Source organism: Streptomyces sp. NPDC111802 (assembly GCF_055634335.1).
Genome location: NZ_JBVKCZ010000006.1, coordinates 129,959 through 145,842, shown reverse-complemented (window position 1 = coordinate 145,842; position 15,884 = coordinate 129,959). Strand labels below are relative to the sequence as shown.

The following is a 15,884-nucleotide window of genomic DNA, read 5'->3' as shown; positions in this document are numbered from 1 at the left end:
CGCGCGCCCCCTGTCGGGCGCCCCGGCCCTCTAGACGCAGAGATCGACCGCCGGGTTGCCCCGGCACAGCGTGCGCGATGATGGATACGTTCCGCCTCTCATTTCTCCCTGAAAGGCCCCGTCATGGCACCGCGCATCCTGCTGGCCCGGCACGGACAGACGGCTTGGTCGCTGTCCGGCAAGCACACCGGCAGGACCGACGTGCCCCTCCTGGAGGAGGGCCGCCGGGGCGCGAAGCTGCTCGGCGAGCGCCTGCACCTGCCGCCGTTCGACGGGCTGGACGGCGTCGAGGTCCGCACCAGCCCGCTGTCACGCGCGCGTGAGACGTGCGAACTGGCCGGCTTCGGCCAACGCGCGCGTACCTGGGACACGCTCATGGAGTGGCACTACGGCGCCTATGAGGGCATGACACCGGCGGACATCCAGGCCGTGCGCCCCGGCTGGCTCATCTGGCGCGACGGAGTGCCCGAGGGCGAGACCCTCGCCGAGGTGACGGCCCGCGCAGACGAGGTGGTGGCGTGGGCACGGGAGGCGGACCGGGATGTGCTGGTGTTCGCGCACGGGCACATCCTGCGGTCCATAGGCGCGCGCTGGCTGGGGCTGCCGCTGGACTTCGCGGCGCGGATACGGCTCAATCCGACGTCGCTGTCGGTACTGGGGTGGGCCTACGGGGAGCCGGCGATCGAGAGCTGGAACGACCTGGGGCACCTGGCCGGGGCGCCGGACAGCGCGCCCAGCCGCTGAGCCGATCGCTCACGCCGTGACGTTCACACCGGGACATTCACGCCGTGACGTTCACGCTGTCCGCGGCGCGGAGGCGTGCCGTTCCAGAAACGCCGACACCCCGCTCGCCCTCCGGTGCGGCAGCAGCACCCGTGCCGTGCCCGCCAGCATCGTCTGCACCCGGGACGACTGCACCTGGTCCAGCAGGTCCAGCACCCGCATCCCGGCTGAGGCCGCCTCGTCGGGGCGTCCGCCCCGCGCCAGGTCGTCCGCCAGTTCCGCCGTGTAGAGGGCGATGTTGCGCGTGAAGTGCGGATCCTGGAGCTGGGCCGCGCGCCCGGCGTGCCGTGCCGCGCGCTGCCAGTTGCCCAGTATCGACCAGCACTGCGCCTCCAGGACCTCCAGCTCGGCCTCGCCGTAGAAGCTCATCCACTCGGGGTCGGCCTCGGAGCTGCCCCGGTCGAAGAGGGCCTGCGCGCGGACGAGAGCCTGTTCGCAGCCGGTCCGGTCGGCGAGCCCCGCCCAGCCGCCGGCCTCACGCAGCGCGAGCAGCGACATCAGACGGGCGGAGCCGAGGGGGCGCGCGGCGCGTTGCGCGGCCTGCGCCGCCCGCACCGCCTCGCGGGGCCGGCCCGCGTCCCGCGCGAGGAAGGACGTGTTGCAGAAGGCGTGCGCCTCCAGGGCCGGGTCGCCGGCCATTCTCGCCGTCGCCAACGCCTCCGCGTAGTGCGAGCGCGCGTCGTCGAACCGCCCCGAGTCGTGCGCCAGCCACCCGACCGAGATGGCCAGTTCACCCGCGCCCGAGTGGAGCCGGTCGCCGACCGCCTGCCGGGTCGTACCGGCGTCGAGCAGCGCGTAGGCGGTCCGCAGCGGAGCCGCCGCCCGCCGGTAGAGGCCGTCGGCGCCGTGCCGGTCGTCCAGCAACCGGATACGGCGTACCGCCTCCTCCAGCGCGTCCGCCTCGCGCCCCCCGACACGTCGGACGGGACGCTCCGCGGCCGCGGCGTCGAAGGCGAGCCCCAGGGGGCCCAGCGAGGCGGCGGCCACCGTGGCGCCCCCGCCGGTCATGAATGCGCGACGCAGCACGTCGCTCTCCTCGTGGTTCTCGTGCTTCTGCTCTGTCCCGTACGCGTCATACGGGTCGTACGGGTCGTACGGGTCCTGCAGGTTCTCCGGGGCATACGGCTCATGGGCCCCCCGCGTCTCACCGGTGGCGCGCGCCGGGCTCGTGGTGTGTGCCAGGGGCGCGTCCTCTTCGTCGCGCGCCCGGCGTCCGCGTACGGACGAGCGGGGCGCGAAGCCGAGGTCGGTGAGCGTGCGGCCGGGGAACATGTGCAGGAACACTCGTTCGTACGCGTAGTTGGGGCAGCGGATCTCGCCCGCCTCGACCCGGCCGACGTAACGCGCGTCACAGCTGACCTGCTCGCCGATCTCGCGAGCGGCCCGTCGCACCATCGCGGCGAACTCGGCCGGCGAGCGCTGTCCGCGCAACTGCCGGAACGCGAGATTCGGCCGCGGTGGCCTGGTGGTCTGGGACGAGGTCAGCTCTGACGACGTCATGGCCGGGTCCTCTCGTGCGAACCGTCGAACCATGCCGGAACGAGGGCGAGTTCAACCGGCTATCCGTACCGACGATCCGTACCGAATATCCGTGTGGTGTCCTTGCGTCCGGCGGGCAAGAACGTACCTGCTGTAGCGGACCCGGCACGCAGGGTTTAGCTACAAACCGGATATCTCATACGTGATCTGCCATGAACTGCCATCCTTTGCGGCGGACTTCCGCCGTAGCCGTTGACGTCGGGCCGCGTTGAACTCTTCGGACTGCAAAGGAGTTCCGTGGTGGAAGTCGTGATGGAGACCAGCCAGAGCATCGTTCCCCGTACAGCGTCGACGACGGTGGGGCACGCGCCGACCGCGGAGTACAGCGCGCCGCCGGGCTCGGGCTGCGACCCGGAGACGGGATGCGACGTGGTCACCGTCCCCGCGCGGCAGGGCCTGGAGGCCGTCGACATCCTGCGCCGGGGCCCCGGCGAGGCGGTCGGACCCGTACTGCACGACGACGGTTGCGACACCCTGGGCTTCGTGGTCCCGCCGGGCACGGCCGCCGCCTGGGACGTGCCGGGCAGCACCTGCACGGAGACCGACGGCCGGGGCCTGAGCCTGGACCTGCACCCCGACCCCCCGGTCGAGGGCTCGGACTGGCTTCTGCCGCCCGGCGAGGCGGACCCGGCGACCGATCCCGCGATGCTGCGGGCGGCGCTGGGGGAGGCGGCCCGGCTGATCGAGGCGGCCGACAACTGCCGCTGACGCGGCTGCCCGGGCGGCACGGCCTCCCGCTTGCGACAATGACGCAATGGGAAAGTCCAGGAACGCCCGACGCCGGCCGGCAGCGGCCGAAGCCGTCGTCGAACGCGTCGACGGCGGGCTCGCCGAGCTGATACCCGACCGGGATCGCGCCCGCGCCTGGACGCTCCTCATCGACGGCGCTCCGCAGTCGCACGTCGACCTGGACGACCCCGCGTACCTCTCCTTCGAGTACCAGCGGCGCCTCGGACATGTCATCGACCTCGTCGCCCCGCCCGGCAGACCCGTACAGGCCGTCCACCTCGGCGGCGGCGCCCTCACCCTCGCCCGCTACGTCGCCGCCACCCGGCCCCGTTCCACCCAGCAGGTCGTCGAGCGGGATGCCGCCCTCGTCCAACTGGTCCGGCGGGAGCTGCCGTTGGATCCGGGCGCCCGCATCCGGGTGCGGTCGACCGACGCCCGGGACGGGCTCGCCAAGGTGCCCGAGGGGTGGGCCGACCTCGTCATCGCCGATGTCTTCAGCGGGACCCGTACCCCCGCCCATCTGACGTCCACGGAGTTCCTCGACGACGTACGCAGGGTCCTTGGGCCGGGCGGTGTGTACGCCGCCAATCTCGCCGACGGGCCGCCGCTCGCGCATCTGCGCGGTCAGATCGCCACCGCCGCCGACCGGTTCGCGGAACTCGCCCTGGTCGCCGACCCGGCCGTGCTGCGCGGCAAGCGCTTCGGCAACGCCGTCCTCGTCGCCTCCGACCGGCCGCTCCCGGTCGCCGAACTGACCCGTAGCGCCGCCTCCGACCCGCACCCCGCCCGGGTCGAGCACGGCAAGGCGCTCACCGACTTCACCGGTGGGGCCGTCCCCGTGACCGACCTCGCGGCGGTGGCCTCCCCGGCCCCGCCCCCGTCCCTGTTCCGGTGACTCAGTAGTTCCCGATCTCCACCCGCGGCGGCCCGTCGTGCCACGTGCAGAACACCGACACCCGGTCCGCGCCCGCGCCGAACTCCACCCGGATCCACGTCTCCGTCTTCCACACCTGCATCGACCAGCCGGCGCCCGGGGTGGCCGAGACGAGGGTCGCGGCGGCGTCGCCGATGTCGAAGACCACCCGGCCGCCGTCGGTGTCGTAGCTCTTGACCTGGCCGGACGTGGTGGGGGAGGGGCTCGGGTGGTTCGTCGGCGGCTTCGACGGGGCCGGTGTGCGGGGCTTTCCGGTGGGCTTCGGGGAGGGGCTCTTCGACGGGGCCGGCCGCCTCGGCGACTGGGTCGACGACGCCAGCGGCCTCGACTTCTGTGTGGTCGCGTCGGCCGCCGTGATGGGCAGGGCGCGCGGGCGGTCGTAGACCGTGCCCGCCATCACCGTGTGGACCCCCCACCACGACAGCGTGACCGCCGCGCCCGTGGCGAGCGACCAAGCCAGTACGTGTACGAGTCCTCTGCGCATCGCGGGCCATACTGCCCCACGCACCTCACAGGTCGCACCCGGACTGAGTTATCCACAGGCCCGGATGAGCGTCCCTCGCATGGCGTACGGTGCGGCGCATGGCAAGTGTGCTCGTGGTCGAGGACGACCCGTTCGTTCGCTCGGCGCTCATCCGGCACCTGACCGACGCGGCGCACACCGTGCGCAGTGTCGGGACGGCGCTGGAGGCGCTGCGCGAGGTCGCCCATATCCGTTTCGACGTGGTCGTACTGGACCTCGGACTGCCCGATCTGGACGGGTCCGAGGCCCTGAAGATGCTGCGTGGGATCACCGACGTCCCGGTGATCATCGCCACCGCGCGGGACGACGAGACGGAGATCGTCCGGCTGCTGAACGCCGGGGCGGACGACTACCTCACCAAGCCCTTCTCGGTCGAGCACCTCTCGGCCCGCATGGCGGCCGTGCTACGGCGCTCCCGTGCCGCCGCCGGCGATGTGCCGCCGGAGACCGTGGTGCGCGTCGGCGGCCTCACCGTCGACCCGCTGCGCCGCCAGGCCGAGCTGGACGGCGCCCGACTCGACCTCACCCGCCGCGAGTTCGACCTGCTCGCCTTCCTGGCCGCCCGGCCCGGAGTGGTCGTTACCCGCAAGGAACTGCTCGCCGAGGTGTGGCAGCAGTCGTACGGCGACGACCAGACGATCGACGTCCATCTGTCGTGGCTCAGGCGCAAGCTGGGGGAGACCGCCGCGCGACCGCGCTATCTCCACACCCTGCGAGGCGTCGGCGTGAAGCTGGAACCACCCGGTGGGGAGCCGCCGCGATGAGATGGGCACTGGTCAAGGTCTGTCTGGCGGTCACCACCATGGTCGTGGTCGCCTTCGCCGTGCCGCTCGGGCTGGTCATCCGTGAGATGGCCCGCGACCGCGCGTTCTCCAACGCCGAGCGGGAGGCCGCCGCCGTGGCCCCGGCGCTGTCCATCACCACCGACCGGGACCAGCTGGAGCGGGTCGTCGCCTCCGCCGGGTCGGACGCGGGCATGGCCGTGCACATACCGGCGTCCGGCGACGCGACCGCGGTCGACCTCGGCCGGCAGCGTGCCGCCGCCGACGACATCGCGACCGTACGGAGGCTGGGGCGCGCCTCGACCACCGAGGTCCCCGGCGGATCCACGCTGCTCCAGCCGGTCGCGCTGAGCTCGGGCGAGATCGCCGTCGTCGAGGTGTACGTCCCCGAGGCGGAGGTCACCAACGGCCTCACCACGGCCTGGACGGTGCTGGCCGGGGTCGGTCTCGCGCTGATCGTCGGCTCGGTCGCGGTGGCGGACCGGCTGGGCGTGCGGATGGTGCGGCCCGCGCAGCGCCTGGTCGAGGGCGCGCACGAGCTGGGGGAGGGCAAGCTGGGCGCCCGGGTGCCCGAGGAGGGGCCGAACGAACTGCGGCTGGCGGCGGTGGCGTTCAACTCGATGGCGGACCAGGTCGTGCAACTCCTGGCGAACGAGCGCGAGTTGGCGGCCGACCTGTCCCATCGCCTGCGCACTCCGCTGACCGTGCTGCGGCTGAACGCGGCCTCGCTCGGGGACGGCCCGGCCGCCGACCAGACCCGGGCCGCCGTGGCCCAGCTGGAGCGCGAGGTCGACACCATCATCCGTACCGCCCGGGAGGCCAAGCCGCAGACGGTGGCGGCAGGGCCGGGCGCCGGGTGCGACGCGGCCGAGGTGGTGCGCGAGCGCATGGCGTTCTGGTCGGCGCTGGCGGAGGACGAGGGCCGCAAGGTGCGGGTGGCCGGGGTGGACCGGCCGGTGCGCATCCCCGTGGCCCGCGCCGATCTGGCGGCCGCGCTGGACGCCCTGCTCGGCAACGTCTTCCGGCACACCGCCGAGGGCACGGCGTTCGCGGTCGACGTGCACAACGGCGAGGACGCGGTGATCGTGCTGGTATCGGACGCGGGGCCCGGCATATCCGACCCCGAGGCGGCGATGGCGCGCGGGCGGGGCTCGGGCAGCGCCGGGTCGACCGGGCTGGGGCTGGACATCGTGCGACGGCTCGCGGAGTCGACGGGCGGGGACGTGCGGATCGGGTCGTCGGTGCTGGGCGGGACCGAGGTGCGGATCTGGATCCAGCTGGACGGGAGGGAGCCGGTGCGCAGGGGACATCGGGGGTCGGTACGACGCCGCCGACCCGGCAAATTGGTCTCGACCTTTAACCGTCCCCGATCCCTTCCTTAAGAGCGCCCTAAGGTCGCCAACCCCCGTCCGGATCAGGCGCTTTGCCCGATTCCGACTCGCTAGCGTGCTGCCGCACCCACCCCGTGAACCCGTGACAGTGAGGCAGACACGTGATGAGCAGCACCCACCGGCGCAAGGTCAGCGGCAGAAACAAGGCGATAGGCGGCCTGGTCGCCGCGGCCGTGGCCGGCGGTGGCGCGATCCTGTTCACCGGCACCGCCCAGGCGGCCGGGATCGGGGCGGCGTACACGAAGACCAGCGACTGGTCGACGGGTTACACCGCGCAGTACGTCGTCACGAACAACAGCGCTCAGACGAAGAAGGACTGGAGGCTGGAGTTCGACCTGCCGTCGGGCTCGAAGCTGAGCTCCCTGTGGAACGCCGAGTCGAGCGTGAGCGGGCAGCACATCACCGTGACCCCACCGAAGTGGGACACCGACGGTCTGGCGGCCGGCGAATCCGTGACGGTCGGCTTCGTGGTCAATGGCACGGCAGGGCCCACGGGTTGTCTGATCGGCGACGCGAGGTGCGCCACGGACGACACGGCGACCCCGGAGCCGAGCGGTCGCCCGACCCAGTCACCGAAGCCGACCCCGACTCCCACGGCGACGCCCACTACGACCTCCGAGCCCACCGCGACCCCCACCGCCAAGCCATCGGAGAGCTCCGGCACCGGAACGCCGGCCTCCGCCGGTTTCGCCCCGTACATCGACACCTCCCTCTACCCGGCCTTCGACATAGCGGCGAGCGCCGAGGCGACCGGCGTGAAGAACTACAACCTCGCCTTCATCACCGACGGCGGCGGCTGCACCCCGAAGTGGGGCGGTGTGACGGACCTCGGCGGCGACGCGGTGGCCGCGCAGATCGGTGACCTGCGGGCCAAGGGCGGCGACGTCCGTGTCTCCTTCGGCGGCGCGGCCGGCAGCGAGCTGGCCACGACCTGCTCCTCGGTGGACGCGCTCGCGACGGCGTACGGCAAGGTCGTCGACGCGTACAAGCTGACCAAGGTCGACTTCGATGTGGAGGGCGGCGCGCTCCCGGACACCGCGGCCAACACCCGCCGCGCCCAGGCGATAGCCAAGCTCCAGCGGCAGCACCCGAACCTGGACGTCTCCTTCACCCTCCCGGTCATGCCGGAGGGCCTGACCCAGCCGGGCGTCGACCTCCTCTCCAACGCCAAGCAGAACGGCGTACAGATCGACACCGTCAACATCATGGCGATGGACTACGGCCCCGCGTACAGCGGCGACATGGGCACCTACGCCGAACAGGCGGCCACCGCCACCCAGGCCCAGATCAAGAGCGTGCTCGGCCTCTCCGACAGCGCCGCCTGGAAGACGGTCGCCGTCACCCCGATGATCGGCGTCAACGACGTCACCACCGAGATCTTCAAGGTCGACGACGCCACCCAGCTGGTGAACTTCGCCAAGTCCAAGGGCCTTGGCGGGCTGTCGATGTGGTCGGCGACCCGCGACAAGCAGTGCGCGGGCGGCGAGAAGCCGGCGGCGGACGCGACATGCAGCTCGATCACGCAGGACAAGTTCGCCTTCTCGAAGGCGTTCGCGGCCTACGGCAAGTAATACCGGTCAGCCAACTGACAACCAAGCACGGGGGACGAGCGCCCCGGCCGGTCTTCCCCCCATCCGGCCGGGGCGCGGCACGTCCCCTCCAGCCTGCCGCGCCCCGGCCCCCGGAACCGGCCCCCTAGACCCCCGTCTCCACCTCCGGCAGCGTCCCCGTCCGAGCCGCCTTCCCGTACCAGTACGCACTCGACTTCGGCGTCCGGGCGAGGGTCGAGTAGTCGACGTACACCGTCCCGAACCGCTTCTCGTAGCCGTACGCCCACTCGAAGTTGTCCAGCAGGGACCACAGGTAGTACCCGCGCACATCCGCGCCGTCCGCGATGGCCTGCCGTACCGCCGACAGATGGCCGTGCAGATAGGCGATGCGCTCGGGGTCGTGGACGCGGCCGTCCGGGTCCGGCTTGTCGTCGTAGGCGGCGCCGTTCTCGGTCACGTACAGCGGCAGGCCCGGGGCCTCGCGCGAGTAGCGCATGATCAGTTCGTGCAGGCCGGTCGGGTCGATCGTCCAGCCCATCTCGGTGCGCTCGCCCGGGGTCTGGTGGAACAGCACGTCGTCCGCGCCGGGCCACGGCGAGTGCTCGCTGGCCCCGTGGCCGTCGGCGCGGGGCCCGCTCACGTCGGACTCCGCCGCCGAGACCAGCGCCGGGGTGTAGTAGTTCAGGCCCAGCGCGTCCAGCGGCTGGTTGATCGCGGCCAGGTCGCCGTCCAGGACGTACGACCAGTCCGTCACCAGCTCCGTCGCCCCGTACAGCGTCTCCGGGTAGGCGCCGTGCAGGATCGGGCCGTGGAAGACGCCGTTGGCCAGGTCCTCGATCTTCTGTGCCGCCGCCAGGTCCGCGGGGTCCTGCGAAAGCGGCCGTACCACGGAGGAGTTGAGGCTGAGCGCCACCGAGTTGCGGGCCGGCATCACCGAGCGCAGGGCCGAGGTGCCCAGGCCATGGGCCAGATTCAGATGGTGGGCCGCCCGCAGCGTGGCCACCGGTTCCGTGCGGCCCGGCGCGTGCACTCCCGAGCCGTAGCCCAGGAAGGCGCTGCACCACGGCTCGTTGAGCGTGATCCACTGCTCCACGCGGTCGCCGAGCGCCTCGCCGACGATCTGCGCGTACTCGGCGAACCGGTACGCCGTGTCCCGCTCCGGCCAGCCGCCCGCGTCCTCCAGTTCCTGCGGCAGGTCCCAGTGGTAGAGCGTGACGGCGGGCTTGATGCCCTTCGCCAGCAGCTCGTCGACCAGGCGACGGTAGAAGTCCAGGCCCACCTGCACCGCCGGGCCCCGGCCGGTCGGCTGGACGCGCGACCAGGAGATGGAGAAGCGGTAGGCGTTCAGGCCGAGGTCGGCCATCAGCGCCACGTCGTCGCGGTAGCGGTGGTAGTGGTCGACAGCGATGTCACCGTGCTCGCCGCCGGCCGTCCTGCCCGGCGTATGGCTGAAGGTGTCCCAGATGGAGGGCGTGCGGCCACCCTCCCGCACCGCCCCCTCGATCTGGTACGCGGAGGTCGCGGCGCCCCAGAGGAAGGCGGGGGGAAAGGACACGGAGGACATGGGTTCAGGCATGGAAGCGCTCCCATTGGAGGTCGTGGAGACCGACAGGTGGAGGAGGGGCAGGGGGGAAGGTGGTGCGGGGGCCGAGGCGGCGGTGACCCGGCCCCCGGGAGTCGTACGGCTGAAGCGGAGCGAGTGCGCGTCAGCCCTTGATCGCGCCCTGCATGATGCCGCCCACGATCTGCTTGCCGAACAGCAGGAAGGCGATCAGCAGCGGCAGTGTGCCGAGCAGGGCGCCGGCCATGATGACCGCCTGGTCGGGGACGTAGCCGGTGCCGAGGGAGTTGAGGGCGACCTGCACGGTCGGGTTCTCCTGGTTCAGGGCGATGATCGGCCACAGGAAGTCGTTCCAGGCGAACACGAAGGTCAGCAGGCCGAGGACGGCCATCGCCGGCCGTGCGGCCGGGAAGACCACGTGCCAGACGACCCGCAGACTGCTCGCGCCGTCCACCCGCGCCGCCTCGATCAGCTCGGTCGGCAGCGCCTGCACCAGGTACTGCCGCATGAAGAACGTACCGAAGGCCGTGCACAGCGTCGGCAGGATGACCGTCTGGAGCTGGTTCGACCAGCCGAGGTCCGCCATCCAGAGATACAGGGGTACGACGGCCAGCTGCGGCGGGATCATCATCGTGCCGATCGTCAGCAGCAGCAGGACCCCGGAGAACCGGAAGCGGAGCTTGGCGAAGGCGAAGCCGGCGAGCGTGGAGAACAGCACCGTGCTGATGGTGATCATGCCCGCGACGAATATGGTGTTGAACATCGCCGTACCGAGCCCGCCCTCCTCCCATGCCCGCTCCATGTTCTTGAACAGGTTCCCGCCGAACCACAGCGGCGGCGGGGTCTGCGCGAGCCGCTGGTCGGTGCGCGAGGCCGCGATCGCCGTCCACACCAGCGGGGCCAGCGAGACCAGGGCGAAGACGGACAGGACGACATAGGTGAGCGGGCCGGCGTGCAGTTGCTTGCCCGCGCCCATCACCCGGGGCCGCTCGCGCTTGGGCTTCTTGTCCCGCTCGGCCTGAGGGAGTGTCAGTTCGGTTGCGCTCATTGGGACTTCCTCAGCCGTCGGGAGACCAGTAGCTGGATCACGGCGACGATCAGCAGGATCAGGAACATCGACCAGGCGATCGCGGACGCCTTGCCGAGGTTGCCGATGATCCAGCCCTGGTCGTACATGTACAGACCGAGCGTCTGGTACTGGTGCTCGGAGCCGCCCTTCGAACCGCTCACCCCGCCGAACAGCAGGGGCTCACCGAAGAGCTGGGTCGCGCCGATGGTCGAGACGACGACCGTGAACAGGATTGTCGGCCGCAGCTGCGGGACCGTCACATGGATGAACTGCTGCCAGCGGTTGGCGCCGTCGATGGCCGCGGACTCATAGAGGTCGGCCGGGATGGCCTGCATGGCGGCGAGGTAGATCAGCGCGTTGTAGCCGGTCCAGCGCCAGATCACGATCGACGACACCGCGAACTGCGAACCCCAGTCGGACTCACGCCAGTTGACCGGGTCGATCCCGACGAAGTCCAGCAGCCAGTTGATCATGCCGCCGTCCCAGGAGTACAGCAGCACGAACACCAGCGTCGCCGCCGCCACCGAGGTGGCGTACGGGGTGAGCATCACGACCCGCCACACGGTCGAGCCGCGCAGCTTGTAGTTGAGCAGATGGGCCAGGCCGATCGCCATCAGCAGCTGAGGCACCGTGGAGATCAAGCCGATGGTGAAGGTGTTCCACAGCGCGTTCCAGAAGAAGTCCGAGGACAGCAGGTTCTGGTAGTTGTCCAGGCCGGTCCAGGTCTGGCCGTCCAGGTCGGCCAGCTGCACGTTGTGCAGCGAGTACCAGGCCGTGTACAGCAGCGGGACGAGTGAGAACGCCCCGAAGACGATGAAGAAGGGGGCGATGAACGCGTACGGCGACGCCTTCATGTCCCAGCGGTACAGCCGGCTGCGCCAGGAACCGTTCCCCGGAGGCGGCGTACCGCGACCGTGAGCGCGGCCGGCCGCGCCCGGCTTCTCACCGGGCGCGGCGTCGGCGCTCGACGCGGGATGCGCGAGGGCCTGCTTGGAGCTGGTCACTGGCCGAGCACGTCCTTGATCTCCTCGGACGCGGCGTCCCAGCCCTCATCGGGGCTCTTGCCCTTCTGCTCGACCTGGAGGATGCCGATGTCGGTCAGCGCGGTGTTGATCGGCTGGTCCTTGATACCGAAGTACTGGACCGGGATGGTCTTCGCCGAGTCGGCGAAGATCTGCGTGATCGGCGCGTTCGAGAAGTACGCCGTGGTCTCGGTCGCCGGCTTCAGGGTCGAGTACGCCGACGGGGTCGACGGGAAGCTGGCCTGCTTGGCGAAGACCTTCGCCTGCTGCTCGGGCGCGGTCAGCCACTTCGCCAGGGCGACGGCCTCCTTCTGGTGCTTGCTCGCCGTCGGTACGCCGATGAACGAACCGCCCCAGTTGGCCGCGGTGGGCGCCGCCGCCACGTCCCACTTGCCCTTGCCGGCCTCACCGGACTTCTCCTGGATGTAGCCGATCATCCAGGCCGGGCAGGCCACGGTGGCGAAGGTGCCGTTGGCGTAGCCCTGGTCCCACGGCTTGTCGAACTGCTTCAGCTTCGCCGACATGTCGCTGGTGGCCACCTCCATGGCGGCGTCCCAGGAGTCCTTCACGCCCTGCGACTTGTCCCAGACGACGTTGCCGTCCTTGTCGTAGTAGCGCTCGGTCGCGCCGCCGAGGGCCGCGTTGTAGACGGAGGAGGCCGAGTCCACGAACTTGGTGCCCTTGGGCGCCTTCTTCATGTACGCCTTGCCGACCTCGACGTACTTGCTCCAGTCGCCCTTCCACTGCTCGGCGAGCTTGGTGCGGTCGGTCTCCAGACCGGCCTTCTGGAAGAGGTCCTTGCGGTAGCAGATCGCCATCGGTCCGACGTCGGTGCCGAGCCCGATCAGCTTGCCGTCCTTGGTGGTGGCCTGCGCGTTCTTCCAGTCCAGCCACTGCGACTTGTCGACGTCCTCGCCGAGGTCCACGAACTTGTCGGCCTGAGTCTGCACGGCCTCGGTGATGTTGCCGACCTCGATCGCCTGGATGTCGTCGGCACCGGAGCCGGCCTGCAGACGCGTCAGGGTCTTGGGCCAGTAGACGTCGGTACGGGTGGTGACGTTCTCCTTGATCGTGATGTCGGGGTTGAGCTTCATGTACTCGTCGTAGAGACCGGCCTGCTTGTAGCCGAAGACACCGAAGGTGCCGATGGTGAGCGTGGTCTTGCCACCGCCTCCGTTGCCGCCGCCCTCGTTCGAAGAGCCGTCGTCCGAGTCCTCGGCGCAGCCGGCGAGCAGCCCTGTCGTCAGCGCGGCCGCGGCCGCGAGGGCCATCAGCCGGCGGGACCCACGGGTACTCGAGCGCATTGCGTCCTCCTGTTGCCTGACGTGCCGACCCCCCGGCCAACTGCACTGTTGGGCCCGTTCATTGTTCTCGCTGCGGCTCGGGCGGGGAACGTGCGGGATGTGTATGTGTCAGGTACTGTGGGAGCGCTCCCACAAGTGATGTGTTGAAGGTTCGTCGGTCCGGGCGGGGGTGTCAAGGGTGGGGGCGCGGAGAGATGTGTTCAGTTATCGGGCTGTTAACTGGACCCGCTTGAGCCGGTTCGACGGTCCGGGACGAGGCTTGCCGAGGGCCGGAGCGGGGGCCTGGGTGCGGCAGCACCCGGGTGGGGTCACTGCATCAGAGGGGGCTGTTAAATTCCAGGCCAGCGACAAGACAACGGCGGGAAGGCGGAGCCCATGGCAAGCCACGGAGCGCGGGGCCGGAGCGGCGGTCGGCCGACCCTCGAAGAGGTGGCGGCCCGCGCGGGCGTCGGCCGCGGCACCGTCTCCCGGGTGATCAACGGCTCGCCCCGGGTCAGCGACGCGACCCGAGCGGCGGTGGAGGCGGCGGTCGCGGAGCTCGGTTACGTCCCCAACACGGCCGCCCGAGCCCTCGCCGCGAACCGTACGGACGCCATCGCGCTGGTCGTGCCCGAGCCGGAGACGCGGTTCTTCGCGGAGCCGTACTTCTCGGACATGCTGAAGGGCGTCGGCGCCGAGCTCGGCGACACCGAGATGCAGCTCCTGCTGATCTTCGCGGGCAGCGACAAGGAACGCCGCCGCCTCGCCCAGTACCTGGCGGCCCACCGGGTCGACGGAGTCCTGCTGGTCTCGGTCCACGCCGACGACCCGCTGCCCGACCTGCTGGCCCAGCTGGAGATCCCGGCGGTGATCAGCGGCCCTCGCTCCGCCGGGGAGACCCTGACCTCGGTGGACTCGGACAACTACGGCGGCGCCCGCTCGGCGGTGGAGCACCTGCTGGCGCGCGGCCGGCGCAGGATCGCCCACATCACCGGCCGCCTCGACGTCTACGGCGCCCAGCGCCGCGTCGACGGCTACCGCGACGCCCTGCGTGACGCCGGGCGCGAGGCCGACGAGCGGCTGATCGAGCCGGGCGACTTCACGGAGGAGGGCGGCGCGCGGGCGATGCGGGCGTTGCTGGAGCGCTGCCCCGACCTGGACGCTGTCTTCGCCGGGTCGGACGTGACGGCCGCGGGCGCCCGCCAGATCCTGCGCGAGGCGGGCCGCCGTATCCCCGACGACGTCGCCCTCGTCGGCTACGACGACTCCGCCATCGCCCGCCATATGGACCCGCCCCTCACCAGCGTCCGCCAGCCCATCGAGGAGATGGGGCGCCGCATGATCGACCTCCTCCTCGCCGAGATCGCGGACCGGCGTCCGGCGGTGTCGCGGGGGCTGGAGCGGACGCAGGCGGTACTGCTCACGGAGTTGGTGACGCGGGCGTCGTCGTGAGCGGTCGCGCGACCACGCGTTCGCGGGGGTAGGCGGCCCCGTGGACCGGGCAGGGTCGGACCGCACGCGGTGAGCGGCCCCACTGACGTGGGCGTACAGAATGCGGAGGGTGACCATGCGTTCCCTGACCTTCGTCGTCGGCACGGGACGGAGCGGTTCGACCGCGCTGTCGCGCATCCTCAACGCCCACCCGGACGTCCTGAGCCTCAACGAGTTCATGGCGTCCGTCGGCGACGCGTCCTTTCCCGAAGGGGAGGTGAGCGGTGAGGAGTTCTGGCAGACGCTCTGCCGGCCCGCACCGCACTTCGAACGGATGATCCGCAGCGGGCTGCCGCTGCCGGAGTTCCTCTACACGCGCCGCCCCGGCAGGTACACGGCGGAGACCACCGGCATTCCCGCGCTCTGCCTGATGGTGCTGCCGCACCTCACCGACGACCCGGACACGCTGCTCGACGAACTCGGCGAGGCGGTGGTCCAGTGGCCCTGGCGCACCGCCGCCGAGCACCACCGGGCGCTGTTCGACCTGCTCTGCGCGCGGTTCGGAAGGACGGCAGTCGTGGAGCGGTCCGGCTACTCGACCGGCTGGGCGCCGCGGCTGCGGGCGGAGTTCCCGGAGGCGAGGTTCGTGCACATGTTCAGGGGCGGACCGGACTGCGCCCTGTCCATGAGCCGTCACCCCGGCTACCGCACGATCCTGCTGCTGCGCGAGATCAAGGCGCGGGCGGGCATCGACAGCTTCGCCGACCTGACCCCCGACCACGTACGCGCACTGCCGGCGGACCTGGCGCCGCTGCTCGACGACCGTTTCGACCCCGCCCTGGTGCGCGACCGTGACCTCCCCCTGCGGCGGTTCGGCGCCCTGTGGTCCGAACTCGTCACCGACGGCACGGAGTTCCTCGCCGGACTGCCCGCCGGCCGGCGCACCACACTCGCCTACGAGGACCTCCTCGACCGACCCGCCGAAGAACTGACCCGCCTGGCCGGGTTCATCGGCGTCGACCCGCTGCCGCAGTGGCTGCGCGCCGGGGCGGCACTGCTGGACCCCGGCCGACGCGGCTCCGCGGCGAGGTTGTCGGCCGCCGACTTCACCGAACTGAGGGAGAGCTGCGCGCCGGGCACCCGCGTCCTGGAGGGACGACAACTCCTCTAGCGACGGCCGAGCAACCCCCGAAGGGGCGCGGGGCTGTATCCGATCCGCGGCTCCGCCGCGCGGGCGCGACCAGCCCCACCACCCGCAGAGGCCACACAACAAGGACGGACCCCCAC

Annotated in this window: 14 protein-coding genes; 8 read left to right on the top strand and 6 right to left on the bottom strand. The window is 71.2% G+C overall.

Going from position 1 to position 15,884, the window contains the following annotated elements; translation table 11 throughout:
- The first annotated feature begins 123 nt into the window (after positions 1-123).
- Positions 124-744 (top strand): histidine phosphatase family protein, encoded by a 621-nt coding sequence (locus tag ACZ7NC_RS08345; protein WP_471486053.1) that lies wholly within the window; start codon positions 124-126, stop codon positions 742-744.
- Positions 745-795: 51 nt separating this feature from the next.
- Here ACZ7NC_RS08345 and ACZ7NC_RS08340 read toward each other — a convergent pair whose 3' ends face one another.
- The gene (locus ACZ7NC_RS08340) at positions 796-2,283 is read right to left on the bottom strand and encodes a hypothetical protein (protein ID WP_471486051.1); all 1,488 of its coding nucleotides are present in this window, start codon (positions 2,281-2,283) and stop codon (positions 796-798) included.
- 291 nt (positions 2,284-2,574) lie between these two features.
- Between ACZ7NC_RS08340 and ACZ7NC_RS08335 the strand changes: the two genes are divergently transcribed.
- Together ACZ7NC_RS08335 and ACZ7NC_RS08330 are read left to right on the top strand one after the other, a co-directional pair.
- Positions 2,575-3,030 (top strand): hypothetical protein, encoded by a 456-nt coding sequence (locus ACZ7NC_RS08335; protein ID WP_471486278.1) that lies wholly within the window; start codon positions 2,575-2,577, stop codon positions 3,028-3,030.
- A 46-nt stretch (positions 3,031-3,076) separates the two neighbouring features.
- The gene (locus ACZ7NC_RS08330) at positions 3,077-3,946 is read left to right on the top strand and encodes a spermidine synthase (protein ID WP_471486049.1); all 870 of its coding nucleotides are present in this window, start codon (positions 3,077-3,079) and stop codon (positions 3,944-3,946) included.
- A gap of 1 nt (position 3,947) precedes the next feature.
- Here the strand turns inward: ACZ7NC_RS08330 and ACZ7NC_RS08325 are convergent, their stop codons facing one another.
- Complete coding sequence (locus tag ACZ7NC_RS08325) at positions 3,948-4,469, bottom strand: hypothetical protein (protein ID WP_471486047.1); 522 nt, start codon at positions 4,467-4,469, stop codon at positions 3,948-3,950.
- 98 nt (positions 4,470-4,567) lie between these two features.
- On the opposite strand from ACZ7NC_RS08325, the gene ACZ7NC_RS08320 reads away from it, so the two are divergent.
- The 3 genes from ACZ7NC_RS08320 to ACZ7NC_RS08310 all read left to right on the top strand — a co-directional run bounded on the left by ACZ7NC_RS08320 (position 4,568) and on the right by ACZ7NC_RS08310 (position 8,252).
- Positions 4,568-5,272 (top strand): response regulator transcription factor, encoded by a 705-nt coding sequence (locus ACZ7NC_RS08320; protein ID WP_471486045.1) that lies wholly within the window; start codon positions 4,568-4,570, stop codon positions 5,270-5,272.
- A complete protein-coding gene (locus ACZ7NC_RS08315) occupies positions 5,269-6,672 on the top strand; it encodes a sensor histidine kinase (protein ID WP_471486043.1) in 1,404 nt (467 codons plus the stop codon). The genes ACZ7NC_RS08320 and ACZ7NC_RS08315 overlap by 4 nt, the downstream gene beginning before the upstream one ends.
- A 113-nt stretch (positions 6,673-6,785) precedes the next feature.
- Positions 6,786-8,252: a glycoside hydrolase family 18 protein gene (locus tag ACZ7NC_RS08310; protein ID WP_471486041.1), complete on the top strand. Its 1,467-nt coding sequence runs from the start codon at positions 6,786-6,788 to the stop codon at positions 8,250-8,252.
- A gap of 124 nt (positions 8,253-8,376) precedes the next feature.
- On the opposite strand, the gene ACZ7NC_RS08305 is transcribed toward ACZ7NC_RS08310, so the two are convergent.
- The 4 genes from ACZ7NC_RS08305 to ACZ7NC_RS08290 all read right to left on the bottom strand — a co-directional run bounded on the left by ACZ7NC_RS08305 (position 8,377) and on the right by ACZ7NC_RS08290 (position 13,187).
- Entirely contained in the window at positions 8,377-9,795 is a 1,419-nt protein-coding gene (locus ACZ7NC_RS08305) for a GH1 family beta-glucosidase (RefSeq protein WP_471486276.1), read from the bottom strand.
- Between the two features lie 142 nt (positions 9,796-9,937).
- Positions 9,938-10,840: a carbohydrate ABC transporter permease gene (locus ACZ7NC_RS08300; protein WP_471486039.1), complete on the bottom strand. Its 903-nt coding sequence runs from the start codon at positions 10,838-10,840 to the stop codon at positions 9,938-9,940.
- The gene (locus ACZ7NC_RS08295) at positions 10,837-11,865 is read right to left on the bottom strand and encodes a carbohydrate ABC transporter permease (RefSeq protein WP_471486038.1); all 1,029 of its coding nucleotides are present in this window, start codon (positions 11,863-11,865) and stop codon (positions 10,837-10,839) included. Before ACZ7NC_RS08295 ends, ACZ7NC_RS08300 begins: the two co-directional genes overlap by 4 nt.
- Positions 11,862-13,187 (bottom strand): ABC transporter substrate-binding protein, encoded by a 1,326-nt coding sequence (locus ACZ7NC_RS08290; protein ID WP_471486036.1) that lies wholly within the window; start codon positions 13,185-13,187, stop codon positions 11,862-11,864. The genes ACZ7NC_RS08295 and ACZ7NC_RS08290 overlap by 4 nt, the downstream gene beginning before the upstream one ends.
- A 375-nt stretch (positions 13,188-13,562) precedes the next feature.
- Here ACZ7NC_RS08290 and ACZ7NC_RS08285 point away from each other — a divergent pair, with 375 nt between their 5' ends.
- Together ACZ7NC_RS08285 and ACZ7NC_RS08280 are read left to right on the top strand one after the other, a co-directional pair.
- Entirely contained in the window at positions 13,563-14,618 is a 1,056-nt protein-coding gene (locus tag ACZ7NC_RS08285; RefSeq protein WP_471486034.1) for a LacI family DNA-binding transcriptional regulator, read from the top strand.
- Between the two features lie 115 nt (positions 14,619-14,733).
- Positions 14,734-15,768 carry a sulfotransferase gene (locus tag ACZ7NC_RS08280; RefSeq protein WP_471486275.1) on the top strand — a complete coding sequence of 345 codons (1,035 nt, stop codon included), beginning with the start codon at positions 14,734-14,736 and terminating at the stop codon, positions 15,766-15,768.
- Positions 15,769-15,884 lie beyond the last annotated feature (116 nt).

What these genes read in the sequence shown, in the direction of transcription:
- ACZ7NC_RS08315 (WP_471486043.1), top strand. Translation starts at nt 5,269, where the DNA reads ATGAGATGGGCACTGGTCAAGGTCTGTCTGGCGGTCACCACCATGGTC.
- ACZ7NC_RS08335 (WP_471486278.1), top strand. Translation starts at nt 2,575, where the DNA reads ATGGAGACCAGCCAGAGCATCGTTCCCCGTACAGCGTCGACGACGGTG.
- ACZ7NC_RS08305 (WP_471486276.1), bottom strand. Translation starts at nt 9,795, where the DNA reads ATGTCCTCCGTGTCCTTTCCCCCCGCCTTCCTCTGGGGCGCCGCGACC.
- ACZ7NC_RS08330 (WP_471486049.1), top strand. Translation starts at nt 3,077, where the DNA reads ATGGGAAAGTCCAGGAACGCCCGACGCCGGCCGGCAGCGGCCGAAGCC.
- ACZ7NC_RS08300 (WP_471486039.1), bottom strand. Translation starts at nt 10,840, where the DNA reads ATGAGCGCAACCGAACTGACACTCCCTCAGGCCGAGCGGGACAAGAAG.
- ACZ7NC_RS08290 (WP_471486036.1), bottom strand. Translation starts at nt 13,187, where the DNA reads ATGCGCTCGAGTACCCGTGGGTCCCGCCGGCTGATGGCCCTCGCGGCC.
- ACZ7NC_RS08280 (WP_471486275.1), top strand. Translation starts at nt 14,734, where the DNA reads ATGCGTTCCCTGACCTTCGTCGTCGGCACGGGACGGAGCGGTTCGACC.
- ACZ7NC_RS08325 (WP_471486047.1), bottom strand. Translation starts at nt 4,469, where the DNA reads ATGCGCAGAGGACTCGTACACGTACTGGCTTGGTCGCTCGCCACGGGC.
- ACZ7NC_RS08340 (WP_471486051.1), bottom strand. Translation starts at nt 2,283, where the DNA reads ATGACGTCGTCAGAGCTGACCTCGTCCCAGACCACCAGGCCACCGCGG.
- ACZ7NC_RS08320 (WP_471486045.1), top strand. Translation starts at nt 4,568, where the DNA reads ATGGCAAGTGTGCTCGTGGTCGAGGACGACCCGTTCGTTCGCTCGGCG.
- ACZ7NC_RS08310 (WP_471486041.1), top strand. Translation starts at nt 6,786, where the DNA reads ATGAGCAGCACCCACCGGCGCAAGGTCAGCGGCAGAAACAAGGCGATA.
- ACZ7NC_RS08345 (WP_471486053.1), top strand. Translation starts at nt 124, where the DNA reads ATGGCACCGCGCATCCTGCTGGCCCGGCACGGACAGACGGCTTGGTCG.
- ACZ7NC_RS08285 (WP_471486034.1), top strand. Translation starts at nt 13,563, where the DNA reads ATGGCAAGCCACGGAGCGCGGGGCCGGAGCGGCGGTCGGCCGACCCTC.